22 protein-coding genes and 1 rRNA gene are annotated in these 23,641 nt (G+C 66.7%); 7 read left to right on the top strand and 16 right to left on the bottom strand.

Annotated features, from left to right (window positions below; genetic code table 11):
* Nucleotides 1-2: 2 nt before the first annotated feature.
* Nucleotides 3-503: a protein tyrosine phosphatase family protein gene (locus AC5P57_RS21680; RefSeq protein ID WP_099551632.1), complete on the top strand. Its 501-nt coding sequence runs from the start codon at nt 3-5 to the stop codon at nt 501-503.
* A gap of 28 nt (nt 504-531) precedes the next feature.
* Nucleotides 532-1,503 (top strand): bile acid:sodium symporter family protein, encoded by a 972-nt coding sequence (locus AC5P57_RS21685; RefSeq protein WP_447385796.1) that lies wholly within the window; start codon nt 532-534, stop codon nt 1,501-1,503.
* Nucleotides 1,504-1,561: 58 nt separating this feature from the next.
* Here AC5P57_RS21685 and AC5P57_RS21690 read toward each other — a convergent pair whose 3' ends face one another.
* The 5 genes from AC5P57_RS21690 to AC5P57_RS21710 form a co-directional block, all read right to left on the bottom strand.
* Nucleotides 1,562-2,371 (bottom strand): TraB/GumN family protein, encoded by an 810-nt coding sequence (locus AC5P57_RS21690; RefSeq protein WP_099551633.1) that lies wholly within the window; start codon nt 2,369-2,371, stop codon nt 1,562-1,564.
* 137 nt (nt 2,372-2,508) lie between these two features.
* Nucleotides 2,509-3,402: a heme o synthase gene (gene cyoE / locus AC5P57_RS21695; protein ID WP_010484229.1), complete on the bottom strand. Its 894-nt coding sequence runs from the start codon at nt 3,400-3,402 to the stop codon at nt 2,509-2,511.
* Nucleotides 3,403-3,406: 4 nt separating this feature from the next.
* Nucleotides 3,407-4,570 carry a COX15/CtaA family protein gene (locus tag AC5P57_RS21700; RefSeq protein ID WP_032129725.1) on the bottom strand — a complete coding sequence of 388 codons (1,164 nt, stop codon included), beginning with the start codon at nt 4,568-4,570 and terminating at the stop codon, nt 3,407-3,409.
* Between the two features lie 10 nt (nt 4,571-4,580).
* Nucleotides 4,581-5,150 (bottom strand): redox-active disulfide-containing membrane protein, encoded by a 570-nt coding sequence (locus AC5P57_RS21705; protein ID WP_099551649.1) that lies wholly within the window; start codon nt 5,148-5,150, stop codon nt 4,581-4,583.
* A gap of 13 nt (nt 5,151-5,163) precedes the next feature.
* Complete coding sequence (locus AC5P57_RS21710; RefSeq protein WP_099551636.1) at nt 5,164-5,901, bottom strand: SURF1 family protein; 738 nt, start codon at nt 5,899-5,901, stop codon at nt 5,164-5,166.
* Nucleotides 5,902-5,958: 57 nt separating this feature from the next.
* Here AC5P57_RS21710 and AC5P57_RS21715 point away from each other — a divergent pair, with 57 nt between their 5' ends.
* Nucleotides 5,959-6,177: a twin transmembrane helix small protein gene (locus AC5P57_RS21715; RefSeq protein ID WP_099551637.1), complete on the top strand. Its 219-nt coding sequence runs from the start codon at nt 5,959-5,961 to the stop codon at nt 6,175-6,177.
* 20 nt (nt 6,178-6,197) lie between these two features.
* Here AC5P57_RS21715 and AC5P57_RS21720 read toward each other — a convergent pair whose 3' ends face one another.
* Genes AC5P57_RS21720 through AC5P57_RS21745 form a run of 6 tightly spaced genes read right to left on the bottom strand, consistent with a single transcriptional unit; the run spans nt 6,198 to nt 11,030 of the window.
* Entirely contained in the window at nt 6,198-7,073 is an 876-nt protein-coding gene (locus AC5P57_RS21720) for a cytochrome c oxidase subunit 3 (protein ID WP_099551638.1), read from the bottom strand.
* A 13-nt stretch (nt 7,074-7,086) separates the two neighbouring features.
* Nucleotides 7,087-7,677 (bottom strand): cytochrome c oxidase assembly protein, encoded by a 591-nt coding sequence (locus AC5P57_RS21725; protein WP_099551639.1) that lies wholly within the window; start codon nt 7,675-7,677, stop codon nt 7,087-7,089.
* The gene (locus tag AC5P57_RS21730) at nt 7,674-7,910 is read right to left on the bottom strand and encodes a hypothetical protein (protein WP_099551640.1); all 237 of its coding nucleotides are present in this window, start codon (nt 7,908-7,910) and stop codon (nt 7,674-7,676) included. The genes AC5P57_RS21725 and AC5P57_RS21730 overlap by 4 nt, the downstream gene beginning before the upstream one ends.
* A gap of 8 nt (nt 7,911-7,918) precedes the next feature.
* Nucleotides 7,919-9,526, bottom strand: a complete 1,608-nt coding sequence (gene ctaD, locus AC5P57_RS21735; protein ID WP_005407790.1) for a cytochrome c oxidase subunit I — start codon at nt 9,524-9,526, stop codon at nt 7,919-7,921.
* A gap of 59 nt (nt 9,527-9,585) precedes the next feature.
* A complete protein-coding gene (gene coxB, locus AC5P57_RS21740; RefSeq protein ID WP_099551641.1) occupies nt 9,586-10,542 on the bottom strand; it encodes a cytochrome c oxidase subunit II in 957 nt (318 codons plus the stop codon).
* Between the two features lie 11 nt (nt 10,543-10,553).
* Nucleotides 10,554-11,030 carry a DUF2244 domain-containing protein gene (locus AC5P57_RS21745; protein WP_004153894.1) on the bottom strand — a complete coding sequence of 159 codons (477 nt, stop codon included), beginning with the start codon at nt 11,028-11,030 and terminating at the stop codon, nt 10,554-10,556.
* A 274-nt stretch (nt 11,031-11,304) separates the two neighbouring features.
* On the opposite strand from AC5P57_RS21745, the gene putA reads away from it, so the two are divergent.
* Nucleotides 11,305-14,523, top strand: a complete 3,219-nt coding sequence (gene putA / locus AC5P57_RS21750; protein ID WP_262235195.1) for a bifunctional proline dehydrogenase/L-glutamate gamma-semialdehyde dehydrogenase PutA — start codon at nt 11,305-11,307, stop codon at nt 14,521-14,523.
* Between the two features lie 119 nt (nt 14,524-14,642).
* Here the strand turns inward: putA and pnuC are convergent, their stop codons facing one another.
* The gene (pnuC, locus tag AC5P57_RS21755; RefSeq protein ID WP_262235194.1) at nt 14,643-15,242 is read right to left on the bottom strand and encodes a nicotinamide riboside transporter PnuC; all 600 of its coding nucleotides are present in this window, start codon (nt 15,240-15,242) and stop codon (nt 14,643-14,645) included.
* A gap of 142 nt (nt 15,243-15,384) precedes the next feature.
* The gene (locus AC5P57_RS21760; RefSeq protein WP_049417761.1) at nt 15,385-16,737 is read right to left on the bottom strand and encodes an outer membrane protein transport protein; all 1,353 of its coding nucleotides are present in this window, start codon (nt 16,735-16,737) and stop codon (nt 15,385-15,387) included.
* Between the two features lie 225 nt (nt 16,738-16,962).
* Between AC5P57_RS21760 and AC5P57_RS21765 the strand changes: the two genes are divergently transcribed.
* Nucleotides 16,963-17,655: a rhomboid family intramembrane serine protease gene (locus AC5P57_RS21765; RefSeq protein WP_099551644.1), complete on the top strand. Its 693-nt coding sequence runs from the start codon at nt 16,963-16,965 to the stop codon at nt 17,653-17,655.
* A gap of 84 nt (nt 17,656-17,739) precedes the next feature.
* Here the strand turns inward: AC5P57_RS21765 and AC5P57_RS21770 are convergent, their stop codons facing one another.
* Together AC5P57_RS21770 and AC5P57_RS21775 are read right to left on the bottom strand one after the other, a co-directional pair.
* Entirely contained in the window at nt 17,740-19,224 is a 1,485-nt protein-coding gene (locus AC5P57_RS21770; protein ID WP_099551645.1) for a S41 family peptidase, read from the bottom strand.
* Between the two features lie 108 nt (nt 19,225-19,332).
* Complete coding sequence (locus tag AC5P57_RS21775; protein ID WP_142807089.1) at nt 19,333-20,634, bottom strand: murein hydrolase activator EnvC family protein; 1,302 nt, start codon at nt 20,632-20,634, stop codon at nt 19,333-19,335.
* 95 nt (nt 20,635-20,729) lie between these two features.
* On the opposite strand from AC5P57_RS21775, the gene AC5P57_RS21780 reads away from it, so the two are divergent.
* Complete coding sequence (locus AC5P57_RS21780) at nt 20,730-21,392, top strand: DUF4097 family beta strand repeat-containing protein (RefSeq protein WP_142807088.1); 663 nt, start codon at nt 20,730-20,732, stop codon at nt 21,390-21,392.
* A gap of 86 nt (nt 21,393-21,478) precedes the next feature.
* Nucleotides 21,479-23,188: a M28 family metallopeptidase gene (locus tag AC5P57_RS21785; RefSeq protein ID WP_099551648.1), complete on the top strand. Its 1,710-nt coding sequence runs from the start codon at nt 21,479-21,481 to the stop codon at nt 23,186-23,188.
* Between the two features lie 358 nt (nt 23,189-23,546).
* Here the strand turns inward: AC5P57_RS21785 and rrf are convergent.
* A 5S ribosomal RNA gene (gene rrf / locus AC5P57_RS21790) occupies nt 23,547-23,641 on the bottom strand; the annotation flags it as partial.

The following is a 23,641-nucleotide window of genomic DNA, read 5'->3' on the forward strand; positions in this document are numbered from 1 at the left end:
CCATGCTGCTGCGCCTGACCTGCCTGCTGTTGTTGTCGCTCTGCCTGCCGCTGACGGCCCTGGCCGAAGAAGCGTCCCTCAACGAAGTCCGCCCTGGCCTGTATGCCGGTGGCCAACCCAGCGCCGCACAGCTGCAGGCCTTGGCCGCGCAGGGCGTACGCACCGTGATCGACCTGCGCCAGCCCGGCGAGGACCGCGGTTTCGATGAAACCCGCGTGGCCGAATCGCTGGGCCTGCGCTATGTGCGCATTCCGGTGGCCGGTGCCGAGGGGCTGGATGCGGCCAATGTGCACGCCGTGCATCAGGCCCTGCAGCAGAGCCAGGGGCCGGTGCTGCTGCACTGCGCGTCCGGCAACCGCGCCGGTGCCGTGCTCGGCCTGGTCAATGCACGCTACGAACATGCCAGCCCGGAACAGGCCCTTCAGCTCGGCCAGCGTGCTGGCCTGAAGTCGCTGGAAGCCGCCACCCGCCAGCGCCTGGCCACGCCATCCACTTCGCCCTGACTCCACCGCACCAAGGACTCTGCCCACCATGACCCGCTGGTGGTCGCGCCTGCGACCGGACAACTTCACCCTCGCCCTGCTGTGCACCGTCGGCCTGGCCTCGCTGCTGCCGATGAAGGGCGCCGCCGCCATCGTCCTCGACGATGTCACCACCGTCGCCATCGCCGCGCTGTTCTTCCTGCATGGTGCGCGCCTGCCGCGCGAGTCGATCATCGGCGGCATGCTGCACTGGCGGCTGCACCTGACCATCCTGGCCTGCACCTTCATCCTGTTCCCGCTGCTGGGGCTGATGTTCAAGCCGCTGTCGGGCTGGCTGCTGACCCCGGAGCTGTACCTGGGCGTGCTGTTCCTGTGCACCCTGCCATCCACCGTGCAGTCGTCCATCGCGTTCACCTCGATGGCGCGCGGCAATGTACCGGCAGCGGTGTGCAGTGCCTCGCTGTCGAGCATCCTCGGCGTGTTCCTGACCCCGCTGCTGCTGACCGCGCTGGCCGGTACCTCCGGCGGCATCCACGATCCGCTGCATGCGATCGGCGGCATCATGCTGCAGCTGCTGGTGCCGTTCGTGGCCGGCCACCTGCTGCGGCCGTGGATCGCTGGCTGGGTGGAGAAGCAACGCGCGCTGCTGCGCTACACCGACCAGGCGACCATCCTGCTGGTGGTGTACTCGGCCTTCGGCGAAGCCGTCACCGAGGGCCTGTGGAGCAAGACACCGCTGCTGTCGCTGTTTGCGGTGGCTGTGGTCGCCGCCGTGCTGCTCGGCATCGCCATGCCGCTGATCACCTTCATCGCCCGCCGGCTGCGCTTCAACCGCGAGGACGAAATCGCCATCGTGTTCTGCGGCTCGAAGAAGAGCCTGGCCACCGGCGTGCCGATCGCCAAGGTACTGTTCGCCGGCGGCAGCCTCGGCGCCATCGTGCTGCCGGTGATGATCTACCACCAGATCCAGCTGATCGTCTGCGGCGTGATCGCGCAGCGGTATGCGAGGCGCAAGCCCTGACCTGGAAATCCATCAACGCGTGGCCTCGAACTACAGTAGATCCACGCCATGCGTGGATTCACGGCTCCACCAGCGTGCCGACACTCAGCTCCGGCATCCACACCCACAGGTCGTATTCGCGGCTGGCATGGGTGTTGACCTCCGGCGCACGGGCTGGCCGTTCGAGCAGGGCCAGAGCCTTGCAACGGTCCATGCATCCCCAGAAGTGGCCGCGCAACGCTTCCAGCCGCACGCTGTAGATATCCAGGTCGCGCAGTGCCGATGCCATCGGCTGGGTCTGCATGTCCGGCGGGGCATCGGCGGGGCGCTGCAGCATGGCGTGGACATTGCCGGTCAGCACGACCATGCGTGCGCCATCGGGCAGGCGCCGGTACAGGCGCCGTAGTTCGGCGGCCATGCGGTCATCGCGGGCCTGGCTGCCGCCGTCACTGTGATTGACGTCGTAGCCAACCACCTCGATCGCGCGGCCCTGCGCCTTCAGCGCGCGCAGGCCTTCGATCATCGCCAACATGTCGCGACTGCGGCGACCATCGTGCTGGTCGTCGCGCACGGTCCAGAACGCGCGGCCGTGCAGGTGCTGGCGCGCCGCGGCCCCGCCATCGGACTGCAGATAGTCGCGCAGCGTGGGGTTCTCGGCACGCGGCAATTCCAGCGCCAGCAGTACCGGCGCGCCATCGCGGCTGTAGTCGTCCACCAGCTGCCGCACCAGCAGTGGCGTCTCGCGTGTGCCGTGGAATTCGCCCAGCACCAGCATGCGATGGTCAGCGGCGTATTGGCGGATCTGCGCGGTAGCGTCGTCGGCATGCGCGGTCACGGCCATGCCCAGCGCCAGCAGCAGCGCGGAGGTCCAGCGGAAGATCGAATGCATCCCTGCGCCTTCCTTTCCTTGGGGGTCAGGAACAGCAATGGCGACGCAGCAACCGCGGTTCAAGTAGATCCACGCCATGCGTGGATGTCCGCGCGATCAGGTGGGGTCAGAGCCCCTTCGTGGATCCGACCCCGAGGTCACAGCCAGGGCAGGATCCAGTGGTCCACCAGCAGGAAGGCGAACAACGCCATCAGGTAGACGATGGAGTAATAGAACATCTTCATCGAGAACAGCTCGTCCGGCGGATTGAGCATGCGCCAGGCGTACCAGAGGAACACCGCATTGAGCACGATCGCGCCGCCCAGGTAGAACGCGCCGCTCATGCCCACCAGGTACGGCAGCAGGCAGACCAGCGCCAGCACCACCGAATACACCATGATCTGCTTGCGGGTGTGCACCACGCCGTGGGTCACCGGCAGCATCGGGATCTCCGCCTTGGCGTAGTCCTCGCGGCGGAAGATCGCCAGCGCCCAGAAGTGCGGCGGGGTCCAGATGAAGATGATCAGCACCAGCAGCGACGAGTACGCCCAGTCCGACGAACCCTGCATGCCGGTCACCGCCGCCCAGCCCAGCATCGGCGGCATCGCGCCGGCCAGGCCACCGATGACGATGTTCTGCGAGGTCGCACGCTTGAGGTACACGGTGTAGATCACCGCGTAGCCGATCAGCGAGGCGAAGGTCAGCACCGCGGTGATCAGGTTCACCCACAGCACCAGGATGACCATCGACAACACGATCAGCACGCCGGCGAACACCAGCACCTGCCAGGGTTTGACCTTGCCCACCACCAGCGGACGCCACGAAGTGCGCGCCATCTGCGCATCGATGTGCGCATCCAGCAGCTGGTTGATCGCAGCTGCGGCCGAGGCCGCCAGCCAGATGCCGAGGAAACCGAGCACGCCGGCGCGCACCTGCTCCCAGCTGGGCACGCCCGGAATGGCCAGAACCATGCCGACCAGGGCAGTGAAAACAATGAGGGCGACGACCTTGGGCTTGGTCAGGTCCCAGTACTGGCGATAATTGGAAAACATGGAATCAGTCCGGGGCACGCAGGCGGGCCAGCAGGCTGACCAGCACGAACAACAGGGCAACGGCCACGCCGTTGTGGGCCACCGCCACTTCCAGCGGCAGCGCCAGCTTCACATTGAGGATGCCGAGGGTGACCTGCAGCACCAGCAGTGCGATCAGCGCACTGGCCCAGCCACGCATGCTCGGCAACCGGAACAGGCGTACGCCCAGCCACAGCAGGTAGACCGCCACCACCACCGCGAACAGGCGGTGCGCCATCTGGATGGCGATACGCGAGGCGCCATCCAGCACGCCCCCTTCGTAGTCCACGCCGATGCCGCGCCACAGGGTGAAACCCTCGACGAAATTGTGCTGCGGCCACCACTGGTTGGCGCAGCGCGGGAAGTTGTCCAGCGAGGCGCTGCCGCCGCCGCAGGCCAGCGCCGCGTAGTTGGCACTGACCCAGCCCCCCAGTGCGATCTGGGTGACCAGCACCGCCACGCCGATGCGCAGCAGCCACTTCAGCTTCGGCGCTTCGGCCAGGGTGATCGGCATGTGCGTTGCGCGCCAGGCCATCCACACCAGCAGGCCGAACATCAACATGCCGCCCAGCAGATGGCCCATCACCACGATGGGTTTGAGCAGCAGGGTCACCGTCCACATGCCCAGCAGGGCCTGGAAGATCACCACCGCCAGGGTCAGCAGTGCAGCGCGCGCCAGGTCGATGTTGCTCCAGCGCAGCGCGGCGATCAGCAGGATCGCCTCGCCGATCAGCGCCAGCACGCTGGCCGTGCCATGCCAGCCCATCATGTACAGCGGTATGCCGGCGGCCACCAGAACGCAGGCGGTCACCACCGCCGTGCTTCCGAATCGCCGCTTGCGCGTGGCCAGCAGCGCCAGGGTCAGGATCTCGATGCCCAGCGCGCCGGCCAGGAAGCGGTGCACCTGCTCACGCCAGGCCTTGTGGGTCTCCAGCGGACGGATCTCCGCCGCCGGGTGGCCGATGGTCTCTTCCACGTGCTGCGGCCAGGTGGCCTGGCCATAACAGGTCGGCCAGTCCGGGCAGCTCAGGCCGGCATCGGACAGGCGCACGAAGGCGCCGAACATGATCGTGCTCGCGGTCATGATCATGGCGAACCACGCCAGGCGGTGGAAATTGCGGTGCAGCGCCGGACGCGCGGAAAGGCTCATCAAACGGGACTCACTTCAGTTTCAGCAACGTGGCCATGTCCTTGCGCAGGCCACCCAGGTCGGTGCCCGGGGCATGACGCATGATCACGAAGCCGTTCGGATCGATCACGTAGACCGGCAGGCCAGCCGGATCGTCGACGCCGGGCAGGGCCGCGCGCAGTGCTGGCGACGGAGCCAGCGGCCGCAGCGCGGGCAGCGAGGCGATCGACGCCGGTGGCGTTCCCAGCCACAGGATTTCGACATTATCGGCGTTATGGCCGAACAGCTGCCACACCTTGCCCAGTCCCTGCGACAAAGTGACGCACTGCGCGTCGCAGGCTCCGGCCGGCGCCACCAGCAGGCGCCAGGTACGGGCTTCGGGGTTCCACGGGTAGGCCTGGCCATTGGCCAGGGTCGGCGCCTGCTGGCGCAGGTCCACCGGCGGCTTCAGCAGCTGGCCGGCATTGCGGTGCCCGGTCGGCTGCCAGCCGGTGAAGCGCAATACCGCAGCCAGCGCCATCGCCCCGAAGAACACGGCAAACAGCAGCACCAGGGTCCGGCGGCCGGAGCCGCGCGCCTGCGGGGACGTAGCAGTGTTCATGCGGTGCATTTTCTCATGGTTGGGTAAGGGATGCCGGTCGGGCCACGGCGCGTCGCCTGCGCCATTCCAGCACCAGCGCCACCACCAGCACGGTCAGGGCCAGCCCGAACCACTGCACGGCGTAGCCCAGGTGGCGCTGCGGTGGCAGCGTGTTCGGCAGCAGGTCCAGGTCGCGTTCGTCGCCGAACGGCAGCGTCGGGTCCAGTCGAAGGACCCGCTCGGGCAATGCCGGCAGGCCAAGCGCCGCCGCGAGGCCCTCTGCGGGCAAGCGGCTGGCCAGCCAACGCCCGGCCTCGTCGGTAGCGGAGAACGCAGGGCCCAGTGCCAATCCGGCCGACGGCGGCGGCGCCAGCAGCCCACGCACGGCCACCGGCGAAGGGGGTGCCGGCAGCTCCGGCAGGGTGCGATCCGGCGGCAGCGCGCGCCAACCCAGATCGACCAGCAGCACGCTGCCCTCGTCACTGCGGAACGGGCGGTAGATCTTCACGCCCGCGCGGCCGTGCCGGGTCTGGTTGTCCAGCAGCACCACGCCGGGCAGGAAGCGACCGTGATCGGCCACGCCATGCAACGCACCGGGCGCCGCGAGCGCCCGTGCCAACGACAGTGCCTGCGCTGCGGCTGGACCTTGTGCATCCAACATTGCCTGTTTGGCATGCATGCGCTGCAGCTGCCACAGCCCCAATGCGGTGAAAGCAGCCATTGCCAGCACCGCCAGCAGCCATCCGATCACGCGCGTGTGCTGGCGCATCATGACAAGTCCGCGCAAACGCGGTCAGATAGGCGCATCCACCCTGCCCTCGAGCCGCGCATGAGTGATTCGCTGAAGACCCTGCTGGTAATCGCGTTTCTGATCGTCATCGTCTGGAATCTGGGCGCCGGCCTGTATTACCTGGTGGTCGACCGCGGCCAGACCAAGCGCACGGTCAACGCACTGACGCGCCGCATCGCGGTGTCGGTGGCCCTGATCGTACTGGTGATCGTGAGCATCTACATGGGCTGGATCAAGCCGCACGGCATCGGCGGCTGAAGCCACCGATGCGTGCGCGGTCAAAGCACGTAGACGAACAGGAACAGCATCAGCCACACCACGTCGACGAAGTGCCAGTACCACGCGGCGGCTTCGAACGCGAAGTGGTTGTCGCGGGTGAAATGGCCCTTGGCCGAGCGCAGCCACATCACGATCAGCATGATCGTGCCCAGCAGCACATGCGCGCCGTGGAAGCCGGTCAGCATGAAGAACGTCGAACCGTAGATGCCCGAACCCAGGGTCAGGTTCAGCTCCTTGTAGGCGTGGATGTACTCCTCCGCCTGCAGGGTGAGGAAGCCCAGGCCGAGCAGCACGGTCACGCCCAGCCAGACCAGCAGCTGGCGGCGGTTGCCGGCCTTCAACGCATGGTGGGCGATGGTCAGGGTCACGCCGGAGGTCAGCAGGATCAGCGTGTTGATCAGCGGCAGGCCCCAGGCCGGGATGGTCTGGAACGCACCGCCGATGGCGGCCGGCCCGTTGGTCGGCCAACCTGCGGAGTAACCCTGCCACAGCAACTCATTGGTCATCACCCCGCGGCCTTCGCCGCTGAGCCACGAAAGGCCCAGGTTGCGGGTGTAGAACAGCGCACCGAAGAAGGCGCCGAAGAACATCACTTCGGAGAAGATGAACCAGATCATCCCCATCCGGAATGATCCATCGACCTGGTGGTTGTAGTTGCCCGCCTGCGATTCGCGCACGACGTCGCTGAACCACCAGAACAGGGTCAGCACCAGCATCGCGATGCCGATGTAGAACGTCCAGCGCCCCCAGCTGGCATCGTTGAGCCAGCTGGCCACGCCCACCATGGTCACCATCATCGCGATGGAACCCACGAACGGCCATTTGCTCTGGGCCGGGACGAAGTACACGTTGGCGTCGGTCGGTGTCTGGGCCATGTCGGTATCCGGGTCAGGGGGCGGCGTGCGCGCCTTCCGAGGTGGCGGCCGGGGCCAGCCGATCGGACAGCGCGTCGTTGCGGTAGAAGGTGTAGGACAAGGTGATCGTCCTGATCTCCGGCGGCAGGTCCGGATCGACGATGAAACGCACCGGCATGTCGCGCTTCTCGCCAGCCTGCAGCGTCTGCGCGGTGAAGCAGAAGCACTCGGTCTTGCTGAAGAAGCCCGAGGCACGTGCCGGCGCCACCGAAGGCACCGCACTGCCGACCACCGCCTGCTGGCTGTCGTTGCGGGCGAAGTACAGCGCTTCGTTGAGTTCGCCGGGCACCACGTCCATGGTCAACTGCTCGGGATGGAACGACCAGGGCAGGCGCGAATTGACGCCGCCATCGAACTCCACGCGCACGGTGCGCTTGCCAGCTGCAGCACCCGCACTGGCTTCGCCACCGGGGCCGCGCTCCAGGCGAACACCGAACACCTTCTCGCAAGCGATGCGGTACAGCGGCACCAGCGAGAACGTGAGCAGGAACACCGCCACCGCCACACCGATCAGGCGCGGCAGCCCCGCACTGCGTGACGGTGTGCTGGCTGGCGCCTCGCTCATCGGCCGATCACCCCGCTGAGGATGAAGCCGACGTAGACCAGCACGGCGATGGCGCCGACCCACATCGCCGTGCGCCTGGCGCGCTGGCGCTGCTGCTCGATGCTTCCGCCCTGGTAGGGCCGACCGCTGGTCGGCTGCTCTTCGTTGTTGTAGAGCCGACCGCTGGTCGGCTGCTTCTCGTCAGCCGAGCATGGCTCGGCTCTACAGGTCTGCAGCGGGCTCTCGTTATGCATGCGCCACCTCAATGCGTGATGTCGTCATGCGCCAGATCCCCCGGGCGGATGGTCGGCGGCGTGGTGAAGGTGTGAGCCGGTGCCGGCGACGGCAGCGTCCATTCCAGGCCACGCGCGCCTTCCCAGCTGCGCGCTTCGGCCTTCTCGCCGTTGCGCAGCGACGACAGCAGGATCGCGGCCATCATGAACGGGGTGACGAACATGCCGAACGCACCGATCGAGCTGATCAGGTTCCAGTCGGCAAACGCCACGCTGTAATCGGGAATGCGGCGCGGCATGCCGGCCAGGCCGAGGAAGTGCTGCGGGAAGAACAGCAGGTTGACGAACACGATCGACCACCAGAAGTGCACCTTGGCCCATTTCTCGCTGTACATGCGCCCGGTCCACTTGGGCCACCAGTAGTACACCGCGGCGATCAACGCGAACACCGCACCGGTCACCAGCACGTAGTGGAAGTGGGCGACCACGAAGTAGGTGTCGTGGTATTGGAAATCTGCCGCCACGATCGCCAGCATCAGGCCGGAGAAGCCGCCGATGGTGAACAGGATGACGAAGGCCACCGACCACAGCATCGGCGCCTCGAACGTCAGCGAGCCACGCCACATGGTGCTGACCCAGTTGAACACCTTTACGCCGGTTGGGATCGAGATCAGCATGGTGGCGAACATGAAGTAGATCTCGCCACCCAGCGGCATGCCCACGGTGAACATGTGGTGGGCCCAGACGATGAACGACAGGAACGCGATCGCGGCGGTGGCGTACACCATCGCCTGGTAGCCGAACAGCGGCTTGCGGCTGAACGTCGGGATGATCTCGCTGACCACGCCGAAGGCGGGCAGGATCATGATGTAGACCTCGGGGTGCCCGAAGAACCAGAAAATGTGCTGGTACATCACCGGGTCACCGCCACCGGCGGCGTTGAAGAAGCTGGTGCCGAAGAACTTGTCGGTCAGCAGCATGGTCACCGCACCGGCCAGCACCGGCATCACCGCGATCAGCAGGAATGCGGTGATCAGCCAGGCCCAGCAGAAGATCGGCATCTTCAGCAGGTCGATGCCCGGCGCGCGCATGTTCAGCACGGTGGCGATGATGTTGATCGCGCCCATGATCGAACTGATACCGGCCACGTGGATGGCGAACACGCTGAAGGCGACGTTGTAACCGCCCTGCAGCGACAGCGGCGGGTACAGCGTCCAGCCACCGGCCGGCGCGCCACCAGGCAGGAACAGGGTCAGCAGCAGCAGGCTGAAGGCCACCGGCAGCAGCCAGAACGACCAGTTGTTCATGCGCGGCAGCGCCATGTCCGGCGCGCCAATCTGCAGCGGGATCATCCAGTTGGCGAGGCCGACGAAGGCCGGCATCACGCCGCCGAAGATCATCACCAGCGCATGCACGGTGGTCATCTGGTTGAAGAACTCGGGCTTGACGAACTGCAGGCCCGGCTGCGCCAGCTCGGCCCGGATCACCACGCTCATCGCCGCACCGATGATGAACATGATGAAGCTGAAACCGAGGTACAGCGTGCCGATGTCCTTGTGGTTGGTCGAGAAGAACCAACGCTCGAAGAAGCTCTGGTGGTGATGGTGATCGTCGTGCCCAACTGCCGAGTGCGCCATTGCAAAACACCTCTCAGAATCGGTTGTCACCACGGCCGCTGGCGGCCGCGGGCTTTACATCACGCGCCGCTGGCTGCGGTGGCAGGTGCGCTGCCGGCTTCGGCAGCAGCAGGTGCTGCCGGTGCCTCGCTCGCAGGAGCAGCCGGTTCTGCAGGTGCCGCCGGCGTTGCCGGCTCGGTGGGCGGCGCCGGCTTGCGCTGCGCCAACCACTGCTTGAAGTCTTCCTTGGACACCGCCTCGACCACGATCGGCATGAAGCCGTGGTCCTTGCCGCACAGCTCGGCACACTGGCCGCGGTACACGCCAGGCTGTTCGATGCTGGTCCAGGCTTCATTGATGAAACCGGGAATGGCGTCCTGCTTCCAGCCCAGCGCCGGCACCCACCAGGCGTGGATCACGTCGTCGGAAGTGATGACGAAGCGCACCTTGGTATCGACCGGCAGCACCAGGCGGTTGTCGACATCCAGCAGGTAGTGCGGATGGCTTTCGCGGGTCGGCACGATGCCGCTCTGCCGCACCCGGTCGGACTCGCGGTCCAGGCGGCTGGTGAAGGTGACGTTCTCGCCGAGGTATTCGTACTTCCACATCCACTGGTAGCCGGTGACCTTGACCGTCATCTCGGCATCGCGGGTGTCGTACATCTTGATCAGGTTGGCCGTGGCCGGCCATGCCATCACGATCAGGATGATCACCGGGATCACCGTCCAGATGATCTCGGCCTTGGTGTTGTGGCTGAAGGTGGCCGCGACCGCGCCCTTGGATTTGCGGAACTTGAAGATGGCGTAGGCCATCGCCCCGAACACGATGACGCCGATCACCGTGCAGATGATCAACGAGAGGTTGTTCGATTCCCAGGCCAGGCGCGAGGTCTGGGTCACCCCCTTGCCCATGTTCAGCTGCCACGGCTTCGGATCGGCCGCCTGGGCCCAGGCCAACGCCGGCATCAGTCCCCCGGTCGCCAGCACTGCGGCAACCGCGTTCACGCACTTCGTGCCCCACCTGCTGCTTTGCTTCATTGCCTAGACCCTTAGCGTCGTCGGTTGCCGCCATCGCTGGCGGCGAGCAAGCTTTCAAGTGTCTCTGCGAGCGTCTGACGTTCGGCCGGCGCGAGGAAACTCCCCACCTCCACCTGCCGGCCGCTGGATGCCAGCCGGACCCTCTCATCGTCGGTGAGCAGGCGCACCCAGTGGGGATGGGCCCGGAACACCGGCGATCCACCGGGTACGGGGATGACCTCCACGTACGCCGGCACTACCCGGATCTCCTCCTGCCGTTCACCGCTGCGCCACAAGGCACGCAGCGCCGCCGCCAGCACCAGGCTGTACAGCAGCGCGAACAGGGGGGCGAATGCATTGCCGGCCAACCACCCGAGGGCGGACACCAGCCACATCGCACCCGACAACACGGTGAACAACAGGACGAACTGCCGGGCATCGAGCGCCCGTGGGGGACGCAGCCGCAGCTGCGTACCTGACCCATCCGGAGCTGGAAGCACCTCGATCATGTCGCAACCGCGTTCCTGCCGCGGGAAACGTCTCGATGGTAGCCCCGCCGTCTCGCCGGTAGCAAGGGTGCATTCACACTTTTTCCCATGCTGCAACACAGCATGCGGTCGGCGGCGCGAATGACGAATTCGGCACAAATATGGACGGGTTTTATGAACACGCCGAATCCACCACCGTTAGGGGCTATCAGCCCTTCATGAAGGTGTCTGTGCGGCACTTCCGAAGGCCGCAAAAATGTTTAAAATCGCCAAGTTTTCCATTGGCCGGACCGGCATGAACGCACCTTCCTCCTCCCCTGCCGCCCACGACGCTCCGCGTCCCGGCGCGCTGCTGTCGCCGGAACTGCCGGCGCCCCCCAACCCGTTCCGCCAGGCCATCACCGATGCCTGGTTGAAGGACGAGGCCAGCCACGTGCGCGAGCTGCTGGCCCAGGCCCGCCTGCCCGCCGATGAGCAGGCCAAGGTGCAGGCGCTGGCGGCCGACCTGGTCGGCCGCGTGCGCGTGCGTGCCAAGGACCAGGGCGCGATCGAAGCCTTCATGCGCCAGTACGACCTGGGCAGCGAGGAAGGCGTGCTGCTGATGTGCGTGGCCGAGGCGCTGCTGCGCATTCCGGACCAGGACACCGCCGACAAGCTGATCCGCGACAAGCTGGCCGATGCCGACTGGGAAAAGCATCTGGGCGGCAGCGACTCGGTGCTGGTCAACGCCTCCACCTGGGGCCTGATGCTGACCGGCAAGTTGGTGCAGATGAACGACGCTACCCGCGCCGATGCGCCCAGCGCGTTCAAGCGTCTGGTCGGCCGCGTGGGTGAGCCGGTGGTGCGCCTGGCCGTGCGCCAGGCGATGAAGATCATGGGCCACCAGTTCGTCATGGGCCGCACCATCAGCGAAGCGCTGTCGCGCTCGCACAAGGGCGACAACGCCAGCTACCGCTATTCCTTCGACATGCTGGGCGAAGGCGCGCTGACCATGAAGGACGCGCTGCGCTACCTGGAAGACTACCGTCGTGCGATCCACGCCATCGGCGGCGATCACAAGGCACGCGGCGGCCGTCCGGACGGCGACGTCAACAACGCGCCGGGCATCTCCATCAAGCTGTCGGCGCTGTACCCGCGCTACGAGCACGCCAAGCGCGAGCGCGTGCTGACCGACCTGGTGCCGGGCGTGCTGGAACTGGCGCAGCTGGCCAGGAGCTACGGCATCGGTTGCACCGTCGACGCCGAAGAATCCGACCGCCTGGAGCTGTCGCTGGACATCATCGAGCAGGTGTTCTCCGACGCCTCGCTGGCCGGCTGGGATGGCTTCGGCGTGGTGGTGCAGGCCTACCAGAAGCGCACCCCGTACACGATCGACCACCTGGCCGACATGGCGCGCCGCGCCGGTCGCCGCCTGCAGGTGCGCCTGGTCAAGGGCGCGTACTGGGACGCCGAGATCAAGCGCGCGCAGATCGAAGGCTATCCGGGCTACCCGGTGTTCACCCGCAAGCAGAACACCGACGTGTCCTACCTCGCGTGCGCCAAGCGCCTGTTCACCCATGCCGACGCGATCTACCCGATGTTCGCCACGCACAACGCGCACACCATCGCGGCCGTGCGCAGCATCGCCAACGGCGGCGTGTACGAGCACCAGAAGCTGCACGGCATGGGCGACGACCTGTACGCCGAAGTGGTGCCGGCCGACCGCCTGGGCCTGCCCTGCCGCGTGTACGCACCGGTCGGTTCGCATGAAGACCTGCTGCCGTACCTGGTGCGCCGCCTGCTGGAAAACGGCGCCAACTCCAGCTTCGTCAACCGCATCACCGACGAGCGCGTGCCGATCGCCGACCTGATCCGTGATCCGGTCGAGATGGTGTCCTCGTTCGCTTCGATTCCGCATCCCAAGATCCCGCTGCCGGTTGACCTGCTGCGCAGCCAGAACCACGACAGGAAGAACTCCATGGGCGCCAACCTCGCCAACGACAACGAACTGCGCGCCCTGGCCGAGCAGATCAACGCGGCTGTGAAGCCTTGGCAGGCCGCTCCGCTGGTGCCGGGTGCCAACCCGGCCGGCGCCGCGCTGCCGGTGACCAACCCGGCCGATACCCGCGAAGTGGTCGGCCAGTGGCTGGCCGCCGATGCCGCCACCGTGCAGAAGGCGCTGGCCAACGCCGTGGCCGCGCAGCCGGCCTGGAACCGCACCCCGGCCGCCAGCCGCGCCGCCATCCTCGAGCACGCCGCCGACCAGCTGGAAGCGCGCATGCCGGAGTTCATGGCGCTGTGCGTGAAGGAAGCCGGCAAGAGCCTGCCCGACAGCATCGCCGAAGTGCGCGAAGCCGTGGATTTCCTGCGCTACTACGCCAAGCAGGCGCGCGAGCAGTTCAGCCACGCCGAAAAGCTGCCGAGCCCGACCGGTGAATCGAACGAGCTGCAGCTGCACGGCCGCGGCGTGTTCGTCTGCATCAGCCCGTGGAACTTCCCGCTGGCGATCTTCCTGGGCCAGGTGGCCGCAGCACTGGCCGCCGGCAACAGCGTCATCGCCAAGCCGGCCGAGCAGACCAACCTGATCGGCTACTACGCCGTGAAGCTGCTGCACGACGCCGGCGTGCCGGCCGAGGTGGTGCAGTTCCTGCCGGGCGACGGTGCCACCGTCGGTGCCGCGCTCACTGCCGACCCGCGCGTGGCCGGCGTGGCCTTCACCGGCTCCACCGACACCGCCCGTGCGATCAACCGCGCGATGGCCGCACGTGACGCCGCCATCGGCGTGCTGATCGCCGAAACCGGCGGCCAGAACGCCTTCATCGCCGACTCCTCGGCGCTGCCGGAACAGCTGGTCAAGGACGCGATCGGTTCGGCCTTCACCTCCGCCGGCCAGCGTTGCTCGGCCGCGCGCGTGCTGTTCGTGCAGGACGACATCGCCGACAAGGTGATGACCATGCTGGCCGGTGCGATGAAGGAGCTGAAGGTCGGCAACCCCGGCCTGCTGTCCACCGACGTCGGCCCGGTGATCGACGCCGATGCGCTGAAGATCCTGCAGGACCACGCTGAGCGCATGGACCGCGAAGCGCGCCTGATCGCCGCGGCCGAACTGTCCACCGAAGCCGCCAATGGCACCTTCTTCGCACCGCGCGCGTACGAACTGACGGACCTGGGCCAGCTGCAGAAGGAAGTGTTCGGTCCTGTGCTGCACGTGATCCGCTGGAAGGGCGACCAGCTCGACGCGGTGATCGACCAGATCAACGCCACCGGCTACGGCCTGACCCTGGGCGTGCATTCGCGCATCGACGAGACCGTCGATCGCATCAGCAACGGCGTCCACGTCGGCAACGTCTACGTCAACCGCAACCAGATCGGTGCGGTGGTCGGCGTGCAGCCGTTCGGCGGCCAGGGCCTGTCCGGCACCGGCCCGAAGGCCGGCGGCCCGCACTACCTGCTGCGCTTCGCCACCGAGAAGACGGTGACGGTGAACACCACCGCCGCCGGCGGCAACGCCTCGCTGCTGACCCTGGGCGACTGATCGTCCGGTTGATGCAGTAAACGAAAAACCCCGCGAAAGCGGGGTTTTTTGTGCTTTCTCTTCCTGTAGAGCCGAGCCCACGCTCGGCTTTCCTGGCGTAGCCGAGCACGGGCTCGGCTCTACACGGTTTCCGGGGCTGCTTTGGTCCCGGCCCGCATCAGATTGCGCCAGTGACGCAACGCCACCAGTGCGTTGATCCAGAAGCCCACGTACAGGATCGAGGTCAGGTGCAGGCCTCGGCTGTAGTACAGCGGCACCGCCACGGTGTTCACCAGCAGCCACACCCACCACGATTCCAGCTTGCGCCGCATCATCAGGATCTGGGCGATCACGCTGAGCACCAGCACCGCCGAATCGATGTAGGGCGCGTAGGCGTTGGTCAGGCGGGTCAGCATCCAGCCGTAGCCGAAGGTCGCCACCACCGCCAGCGGCGCCAGCCAGGCCCACGCGCGTGGTCGCAACGCGGTGATCGGCAGCGGTGCACCGTGGTCGCCGCGCAGCCATTGCCACCAGCCCAGCACGCTGATGGCAATGAAGAAGAACTGCAGCACCATGTCCGCATACAGATGCGAGCGCTCGAACACTGCCGCGAACAGTGCGCAGCCGACGATGCCCAGCCACCAGGTGTGCACGTTGTTGCGGCCGGCCAGCAGGATCGAGCCGGCGACGGCGATGTTTGCGGCAAGCTCCAGCTGGAAGTTCGGATCGGACAGGTTCATGGCGCCATTGTCGTGGATCCGTGCGCTGCGTGGACAACCCGGTAGATCCACGCCATGCGTGGATGCCCCGAACCATCCCCACACAAAAAAAGGCCCCGCTTGCGCGGGGCCTCCTTCGTACTGCTTCAGGCAGTCGCCCGAATCAGAACTTGTACTGGAACGAAGCTGCCAGTACGTCGCCACGGACCTTGTACTTGCCAGCCAGCGAGTTGCCCTGGTTATTGGTAGTCGGCTTGATGTTCACGTTCGGGTCGCTGGTGAACAGGTGGGTGTAGCCAAAGTTGTATTCGGTGTTCGCAGACGGGGTCCAGCCCACGCCCAGCGACAGCCACTTGCGGCTGGTATCTGGCACGCGGACATCGCGATGTGCGTCGGTAGTCGGGGTCTGGTCCAGCGCGACACCACCGCGCAGCGTGACGGTATCGCTCAGCTTGTAGTCCGCACCCAGCGACACGAAGGTGGTATCGCGATAGCCGAAGTCCAGCACAGAGTCCTTCTGGGCCGAAGCATAGTCGATGGTGACAGCGTCGAATGCGGTCGACCAAGCGGTGCGGGTGACGTCACCCATCACGGTCCAGCGGTCGTTGACCTTGTGGGTCACGCTGAGGGTTGCCGACGCCGGCAGCTTTACGGTTGCCTTGCCACTGGTGCTGACGAACTGGCCCGGCTGAGTCTGTCCCAGGATGGTCGCGGTGCGGCCATTGTCGTTCGGCATCAGGAAGGTGGCATCGCCACCGGTGATCTTGTGCGTAACCTTGGAGCGGTAGCTCAGGCCGATGTGGGTGTTCTCATCGATCGAGAACAGACCACCGACCGTCCAGCCCACTGCATTGTTGTCGCCTTCGACGGTCAGCTTGCCATCGGCACTGCCCGGGGCGTAACCCGGCACGCGGGCCTGGGCCAGCGCAGTACCGAAATCGATGTTGTTGCTCAGCTCGATAGTCAGGTGCTCGACGAACACCGACGCGCCAAAGGAGACGTACGGGTTCACGTCATAGGATGCGGCGAAGCCAAGATCGATGGCCTTCAAATCGGTCTTCAGGCCGCTGTAGCGACCCACCCAACCATTGTCGTACTGGGTCTTGAAACCAAACGGAGCAGTCAGCGACACACCGAAGTGGGCCTTCTCACCGACCGGCATATGGAAGTACGCGGCCGGAACCGGGGCGATCATTCCTGCGTCGCCGCCGTCACCGCCGGTCTGCGCGGCGCCGGTCGGCTTACGGCCTTGGCCTTTGAACTCGGCCTTGAAGCTGATGGCGCTCAGGTCACCCTGAATCAGGGTGCCATCCAGCTGGCGCATGCCGGCCGGGTTGACCGCGATAATGGAGGCGTCGCCTTCGGCGCTGCCGGAGCCGGCGAACGCGCGGCCGAGGCCCTTGGCGCTGTTTTCCTTCAGCTGGAAGGCAGCGGCGTTGGCGTCGGCGGCGGCCAGCGCACCGGCAACGCCGACGGCCAGCAGGGTCAGACGGGCAATGGTGGAAGCGGTTTGCATCGTAGTTCTCTCTCCGGTAAGCGGTGATGGTGCTCTGAGTGCGCCTGCGCCCGCCAGGCCCGGGGGCCCGTCGAAGCGCGCCGGATTCCCCTCCCGACATACGACGCCGTATGCGAGTATTACCCAGAGCCGTTAATGAAACAATAACGGCGCAGGCGGTTTTTTCGTCTCAAAAGCTGAACAGGACAATCCCCGTCGCAAGCGCCCGCACGCTAGGCTAGTGCCATGTTCGTCTCCCTCCCGTCGCGCAAGAAGGCGGCCCTGCGCTGGGCCACGCCCGTGCTGTTTGCGGCACTGTGGCTGGCGTTCCTGTGGTCGATCTCGCGCCCGGACGATGCCCGCGGCAGCCTCTGGCTGGACTGGGGCGCCCTGTCCACCGGCCTGACCCACCCGCTCGACTGGTGGGCGACGCTGCAGGACGGCAGCGTGCTGCGCCTGTTCACCGCCCTGTTCCTGCACGCGGACTGGTCGCATCTGCTGGGCAACCTGGTCTTCCTGCTGATCTTCGGCCTGCCCGCCGAGCGGGTGCTGGGCCCGTGGCGGTTGCTGCTGCTGTTCCTGGTCGGCGGCGCGGTGTCCAACCTGGTGGCCATCTACACCATGGGCAGCCCGGACCAGATCATCATCGGTGCCAGTGGCGCGGTCTCGGCACTGATCGGCGCCTACCTGGCCCTGTTCCCGGGGGCGCGGCTGGGCGTGGTGATCCCGCTCGGCCTGTTCCTGGAGTTCGTGCGGGCCCCGGCCTACCTGCTGATCGGCGTGTGGGCCGCGCTGCAGGTGGTGTTCGCCCATATCGGCCCGAGCTTCGGCATGGTGGCATGGTGGGCCCACATCGGCGGCTTCATGTTTGGCCTGGTGTACGGAGTCTACGTTCGTGCGGCGATCGCACGCCGGCTGCGCAAGCGGCACGGGTTCTGACCGCCCCGGTAGTGCCGGCCGCTGGCCGGCATTTGTGTTCTTCTTCCGCCCTTGAGCCGACGCCGGGCATGGCCCGGCGCTACCTCACGGCTTGGCCGGGGCCGGTGCGGGCTTTGCTTCCGGCTTTGCTTCCGGCTTTGCTTCCGGCTTTGCTTCCGGCTTTGCTTCCGGCTTCGACTCGGCCTTGGCTTCCGGCTTCGCCGCAGCGGCCTTCGCGGCCTTGGCCGCATCTGCCTTCGCCGCTTCGGCCTTCAACCGTGCAGCCACCGAACCGGGATTCTTCAGTTCGGCCAGCGCATCGTTGATCGGGCCGTCGCCCGGCAGCACCGCGCCGGCGTGGTAGCCCTCGGTGCCTTCGTCGTCGCCACGCAGATGCCCCGGCAGCGTCGCTTCGCTGTAATCGCTCAGGCTGGCCGGCAACGCGTCATCTTCGGGGCGCGCGGCAGGCTTGAATTCGACCTCCGGCACGATGCCGGTGGCCTGGATCGACTTGCCGCTGGGCGTGTAATAACGCGCGGTGGTCAGCTTCACCGAGTCACCGTTGTCCAGCGGCAGCACGGTCTGCACCGAGCCCTTGCCGAAGGTGCGGCTGCCGACCACGCGCGCGCGCTTGTTGTCGCGCAGCGCACCGGCCAGCACTTCCGAGGCACTGGCCGAACCGGCATCGACCAGCACCACCACCGGCGCGCCCTTCAGCAGGTCGCCCGGAGTCGCATCGAACCGTGCATCGCTGATGCTGATGCGGCCGCGGGTGCTGACGATGTTGCCCTTCTCGAGGAGGTCGTCGGCCACCTGCACGGCGGCGGTCAGCAGTCCACCCGGGTTGCTGCGCAGATCCAGCACCAGGCCCTTGAGCTGGCCACCGGACTGCTTCTGCAGCTGCTGCACGTGCTTCTGGAAGTCCGACCCGGTGTCGGCCTGGAAGGTGCTCAGGCGGATGTAGCCATAGCCCGGTTCCAGCAGGCGGCTGCGCACGCTGGTCACGCGGATGGTCTGGCGGGTGAGGCTGACGTCGAACGGCTTCGGCTTGCCCGCACGCACGATGGTCAGCACCACCTTGCTGCCGGCCGGGCCACGCAACGGTTCGCTCGCATCAATTGCGCTGATCGGCTTGCCGTCGATGGCGATGATCAGGTCACCGGCGAGGATGCCTGCCTTGGCTGCCGGCGTGTCGTCGATCGGCGAGATCACCTTCATGCTGGCGTTGTCGGGCTGCTGCTGCAGCTCCACGCCGATGCCTTCGTAGGCGCCGTTGGCCTGCTCGTCGAAGGCCTGCGCGTCTTCCTTGTTGAAATAGGTGCTGTGCGGGTCGAGGTCGAGCAACAGGCCGCGCACCGCCGACTGCATCAGCTTCTTGTCATCGACCGGGTCGACATAAGCGGCACGCACCGCGTTGTACACGGCCACGAAGCGGCGGATGTCCTCCAGCGGCACCTTCGAGGTCACCGCCTCCTCGCTGTTCGCTGCCTGCCCGCTGGTTTCCTGGCTCGGGGCGGGCGCAGTCTGCTGCGCCCAGGACAGCGCCGGCAACAAGGCCAGCAAGAGGGTGGCGGTACGGGCTGCGCGCATGGATCACTCCTGTCGACGTTGGCATCGTGCCCAAGGCACATGCACCGATTATGCGCGAAGCACAGCTAAATTCCCGTTGAATCCGACCCGTACGCGGCGATGCCGGATTCAGCGCCGCTGCAGCCAGCTGTCCGGGTTGACTGGCTGCCCACCACGACGCAGCTCGAAATACAGCGCGGTGACGCCCTGCCCACCCGAGTTGCCGACCTTGGCCACCGCATCGCCGCGGCTGACCCGGGCACCCGCATCCTTCAGCAGGGTGTCGTTGTGCGCGTACAGGCTCATGTAGCCGTTGCCGTGATCGACGATCAGGATCATGCCGTAGCCGGTCATCCAATCGGAGAACACCACGGTGCCGTCGGCCACGGCGGTGACGGTGCTGCCGGCGGGCGCGCCGATCAACACACCGCTGCTGGTGCGGCCGTCGGGCAGCTTTCCGCCGTAGCGGGCCAGCAGGTTGCCCGACAACGGCCAGCCCAGGCCCCCCACCTTCGGCGCCGGCGCGGAAGCCACGGCAGGCGGGACCTTGGTGGGCGGCGGTGGCGGGCGGCCCTGCGCGGCGGCCTGGCGTGCGGCACGCTCGGCAGCAGCCTTTTCAGCGGCTGCCCGACGCGCGGCGGCGCGGCGCTCGGCTTCGGCCCGGGCCGCTGCGGCACGCAGGTTGGCCAGCAGCGTTTCCAGTGCCTTGGCGTCCTGGCCCAGCGCCTGTTCCTTCTCGCGCCGGTCCTTGAAGCGTTCGTCCAGCGAGGCCACGGTCTGTGCGCGGTCGCGGCGGTCGGCGGCCAACGTGGCCGCCTGCTGTTTCTGGTCGCGCTGTGCGCCCTGCAGCTTCTGCTGGCGTTCGGCGATCTGCGCCTGGAGCACTTCCAGTTCCTTCAGGTCCGCGGTCAGCGTAGTGATGCGCTGCGCACGTTCGCGCTGCAGGTAGCGGTGGTAGGCCAGGGCACGGTTGGCGTCGGCCACCGTGTCCTGCGACAGCAGCAGCTTCAACGGTGCATGGTTGCCCAGCTGATAGGCCGCGCGCAGCAGGCCGGCCAGCTCGCGGTGCTGCTGGGCCAGGTTGGCCTGCAGGGTGCTGCGGCGCTGCTCGGCTTCGGCCAGCGACCGGCTCTGCTCGCGCAGCGCGGTTTCGGTCTGCGCAAGCGCGCGGCCACTGCGGGCGACCTTCTCGTCGGCCTCGCGCAGTTGCTGTGATGCCTGGCCGCGCTGGCCCTCGATCTGCCGGCGCTCCTGCGCCACGCCCTTCAACTCGGTACGCAGCTTCTGCAGCCTGCGCTCGGTCTCGCGCGTGGTCTGCGCGGCACCCGGCAGCGGCAACGCCAGTGCCAAGGCCAGCCCCAACAGCAGGCAGCGCCCGCCGCGGGCAGCGGCGATGTGATGTCGGCGTGATGGGAAGGCGTTGTCGCGCAAGGGCTTTCCAGTGACTTCAGGCAGTTGCGGGGGCTACCGGGGAATGGTGACATCTCCGCACGCGGCCTGCCAGCCGCACATCCATCGAGGTCCCCATGAAAGCTCTCTCCATTCCGCTGCTGTTGGGCGTACTGCTGGTCACCGCGCCGGTGGCAGCGCAGGAAAACATCAGCAAGGTCAACGGCAGCATCAGCGCCGAACCCGGCCAGCGCTACGGCAAGCTGGATACCGTCAACGGCGGCATCCGCGTCGGCGAAGGCGTCGAGACCGGCAGCATCGACACCGTCAACGGCGGGGTGAAGGTCGCCGATCGCGCGCGCACCGGCAAGATCGAAACGGTCAACGGCGGTGTACGCCTGGGCCGCGAAGTAATCGCCCATGGCAACGTCAGCACCGTCAACGGCAGCATCTTCAGCGATCGCGGCAGCCAGATTGAAGGCGGCGTCGAAACCGTGAACGGTGGCATCGGCCTGGTTGAAAGCCGCGTCGGCAACGACGTGGAAACCGTCAACGGTGACATCACCGTGGGCATCGGTTCGCAGGTCAAGGGCGGTGTGCACGTGCGCAAGCCGAACTTCAGCGTCTCGCTGACCGCCAGCCGCAAGCCACGCGTGATCATCGGCCCGAATGCCGTGGTCGACGGCCCGTTGCAGTTCGAGCGCGAGGTGGTGCTGTACGTGCACCGCACGGCCCGCATCGGCCCGGTCACCGGCGCCGAGCCGATCCCGTTCGACACCGAAACCGCTCCGGCGGACTGAGCACACCGCGCCCATCGGTTCGGTGATACTCGCTGTTACCGGTCGTACACGAGGTGCGGCCGCCCTTTGTTTTCCAGGAATCGACGATGCCCCGCAAACTCCTCCTGTGCCTGGCCGCTGCGGCCGCGCTCAGTGCCTGCAAAGGCGAAGACACTCCGGCGCCCGCGCCGGCCACCGACACCGCCGCTGCCAAGCCGGCGGCCCATGCGTTCTCCCCCGAGATCAACGCTGGCGACTTCGCCGAGATGGTGAAGACACTGGCTTCGGATGAATTCGAAGGACGCGCCCCGGGCAGCAAGGGCGAGGAACTGACGGTCAACTACATCCGCGACCAGATGCAGCGCATCGGCCTGCAGCCCGGCAACGGCGACAGCTGGTTCCAGGATGTGCCGATGACCGAGACCACGGCCGACGCGTCGACCGTGCTGAAGATCACCCAGGGCGGCAAGACCACCGAACTGAAGTTCGGCACCGACATGGTGGTGGGTACCCGTACCGGCCAGGCCGAGGTGAAGGTCGATGCCAGCGACCTGGTGTTCGTCGGCTACGGCGTCGATGCACCGGAGCAGAAGTGGAACGACTACGCCGGCCAGGACTGGAAGGGCAAGACGGTCGTCATGTTCGTCAACGACCCGGGCTTCCATGTCGATGACGCGAAGCTGTTCGACGGCAAGCGCATGACCTACTACGGCCGCTGGACCTACAAGTTCGAGGAGGCTGCGCGCAAGGGCGCCGCCGCCGCGCTGATCGTGCACGACACCGCCGGCGCTTCCTATGGCTGGGATGTGGTGAAGAACTCCTGGGCTGGCCCCCAGTACGACCTGCCGGCCAAGGATGACCCGGAGGCCCGTATTCCGGTGCAGGGCTGGCTGAGTGCCGACGCGGCCAAGGCGCTGTTTGCCGGTGCCGGCCTGGACCTGGCGCAGGCTTACAAGGATGCGAGCAAGCGCGGCTTCAAGCCGGTGCCACTGAAGGCCACCGCCGCGGTCGACCTGAAGAGCCAGATCGCGCAGAAGCAGTCGCGCAACGTGGTGGGCGTGCTGCCGGGCAGCAAGCGTGCCGACGAGGCCGTGCTGTACATGGCGCACTGGGACCACCTGGGCAAGCACGAGGGTGAAACCGGCGACAACATCTACAACGGTGCGGTCGACAACGCGACCGGCGTGGCCGGCATCCTTGAGGTGGCCGAAGCAATGGCCCACCAGGATCCGAAGCCGGAACGTTCGGTGGTGTTCCTGGCGGTGACCCTGGAAGAATCCGGCCTGCTGGGTTCGAAGTACTACGTCTCCCACCCGACCTTCCCGCTGGACAAGATCGCCGGTGTGATCAACATCGACGCGATGTCCGTGGCCGGCCGTGCCAAGGACGTGACCGTCACCGGCTTCGGCAGCTCGGAGCTGGAAGACATCCTCAAGCCGCTGGCTGCGGCCCAGGACCGCACCCTGCATGGTGAGACCTCGGTGCAGAGCGGCTTCTACTTCCGCTCGGATCACTTCAACTTCGCCAAGGCCGGCGTGCCGGCCCTGTACGCCGATGGTGGCGAGGATCTGCGCGAGGGTGGCGTGGACGCCGGCCGCAAGGCCGCTGCGGACTACGGTGCCAACCGTTACCACGGCCCGAAGGACGAGTTCGATGCGTCCACCTGGAAGCTTGACGGTACCGTCGAAGACCTGCAGCTGATGTACGGCGTCGGCAAGGAACTGGCCGGTGGCGATCGTTGGCCGAACTGGTATGAGGGCAACCCGTTCAAGGCGGCCCGCGACGCGATGATGAAGGACAAGGCTTCGGCGAAGTAAGCCGGGCCATTCTCGACTGAACATCGTTGAGAGCAGAGCGGCGCCCCACGGGGCGCCGCTTTTTTTGTGCGCTCCGCCATTGGTGGGTGGCAACCTTGGTTGGCACCTCTTTACACGGCGAGCGCCCCATCCACGCATGGCGTGGGTCTACGGGTAGTGCCGGCTGCTGGCCGGCAAACGATTGGTAGCGGCCAACCTTGGTTGGCGCCATGGTTTCTCGCAGAGGGCATCCACGCATGGCGTGGATCTACCGGGCGATGTGACGCCATCGGGTTGCCGGCCAGCGGCCGGCACTACCCGCATTTACTGCGCACAAAGAAAAACCCCGCTGCGTGAGCAGCGGGGTTTTGGGTGTAAACCCTGGCGATGACCTACTCTCGCATGGCTTGAGCCACACTACCATCGGCGCAGCTGCGTTTCACTTCCGAGTTCGGGATGGGATCGGGTGGTTCC

The organism is Stenotrophomonas sp. YJH_SMC_79 (assembly GCF_059367995.1).

Coding starts and splice junctions, on each gene's coding strand:
- AC5P57_RS21680 (WP_099551632.1), top strand. CDS start 3: ATGCTGCTGCGCCTGACCTGCCTGCTGTTGTTGTCGCTCTGCCTGCCG.
- AC5P57_RS21685 (WP_447385796.1), top strand. CDS start 532: ATGACCCGCTGGTGGTCGCGCCTGCGACCGGACAACTTCACCCTCGCC.
- AC5P57_RS21690 (WP_099551633.1), bottom strand. CDS start 2,371: ATGCATTCGATCTTCCGCTGGACCTCCGCGCTGCTGCTGGCGCTGGGC.
- cyoE (WP_010484229.1), bottom strand. CDS start 3,402: ATGTTTTCCAATTATCGCCAGTACTGGGACCTGACCAAGCCCAAGGTC.
- AC5P57_RS21700 (WP_032129725.1), bottom strand. CDS start 4,570: ATGAGCCTTTCCGCGCGTCCGGCGCTGCACCGCAATTTCCACCGCCTG.
- AC5P57_RS21705 (WP_099551649.1), bottom strand. CDS start 5,150: ATGAACACTGCTACGTCCCCGCAGGCGCGCGGCTCCGGCCGCCGGACC.
- AC5P57_RS21710 (WP_099551636.1), bottom strand. CDS start 5,901: ATGATGCGCCAGCACACGCGCGTGATCGGATGGCTGCTGGCGGTGCTG.
- AC5P57_RS21715 (WP_099551637.1), top strand. CDS start 5,959: ATGAGTGATTCGCTGAAGACCCTGCTGGTAATCGCGTTTCTGATCGTC.
- AC5P57_RS21720 (WP_099551638.1), bottom strand. CDS start 7,073: ATGGCCCAGACACCGACCGACGCCAACGTGTACTTCGTCCCGGCCCAG.
- AC5P57_RS21725 (WP_099551639.1), bottom strand. CDS start 7,677: ATGAGCGAGGCGCCAGCCAGCACACCGTCACGCAGTGCGGGGCTGCCG.
- AC5P57_RS21730 (WP_099551640.1), bottom strand. CDS start 7,910: ATGCATAACGAGAGCCCGCTGCAGACCTGTAGAGCCGAGCCATGCTCG.
- ctaD (WP_005407790.1), bottom strand. CDS start 9,526: ATGGCGCACTCGGCAGTTGGGCACGACGATCACCATCACCACCAGAGC.
- coxB (WP_099551641.1), bottom strand. CDS start 10,542: ATGAAGCAAAGCAGCAGGTGGGGCACGAAGTGCGTGAACGCGGTTGCC.
- AC5P57_RS21745 (WP_004153894.1), bottom strand. CDS start 11,030: ATGATCGAGGTGCTTCCAGCTCCGGATGGGTCAGGTACGCAGCTGCGG.
- putA (WP_262235195.1), top strand. CDS start 11,305: ATGAACGCACCTTCCTCCTCCCCTGCCGCCCACGACGCTCCGCGTCCC.
- pnuC (WP_262235194.1), bottom strand. CDS start 15,242: ATGAACCTGTCCGATCCGAACTTCCAGCTGGAGCTTGCCGCAAACATC.
- AC5P57_RS21760 (WP_049417761.1), bottom strand. CDS start 16,737: ATGCAAACCGCTTCCACCATTGCCCGTCTGACCCTGCTGGCCGTCGGC.
- AC5P57_RS21765 (WP_099551644.1), top strand. CDS start 16,963: ATGTTCGTCTCCCTCCCGTCGCGCAAGAAGGCGGCCCTGCGCTGGGCC.
- AC5P57_RS21770 (WP_099551645.1), bottom strand. CDS start 19,224: ATGCGCGCAGCCCGTACCGCCACCCTCTTGCTGGCCTTGTTGCCGGCG.
- AC5P57_RS21780 (WP_142807088.1), top strand. CDS start 20,730: ATGAAAGCTCTCTCCATTCCGCTGCTGTTGGGCGTACTGCTGGTCACC.
- AC5P57_RS21785 (WP_099551648.1), top strand. CDS start 21,479: ATGCCCCGCAAACTCCTCCTGTGCCTGGCCGCTGCGGCCGCGCTCAGT.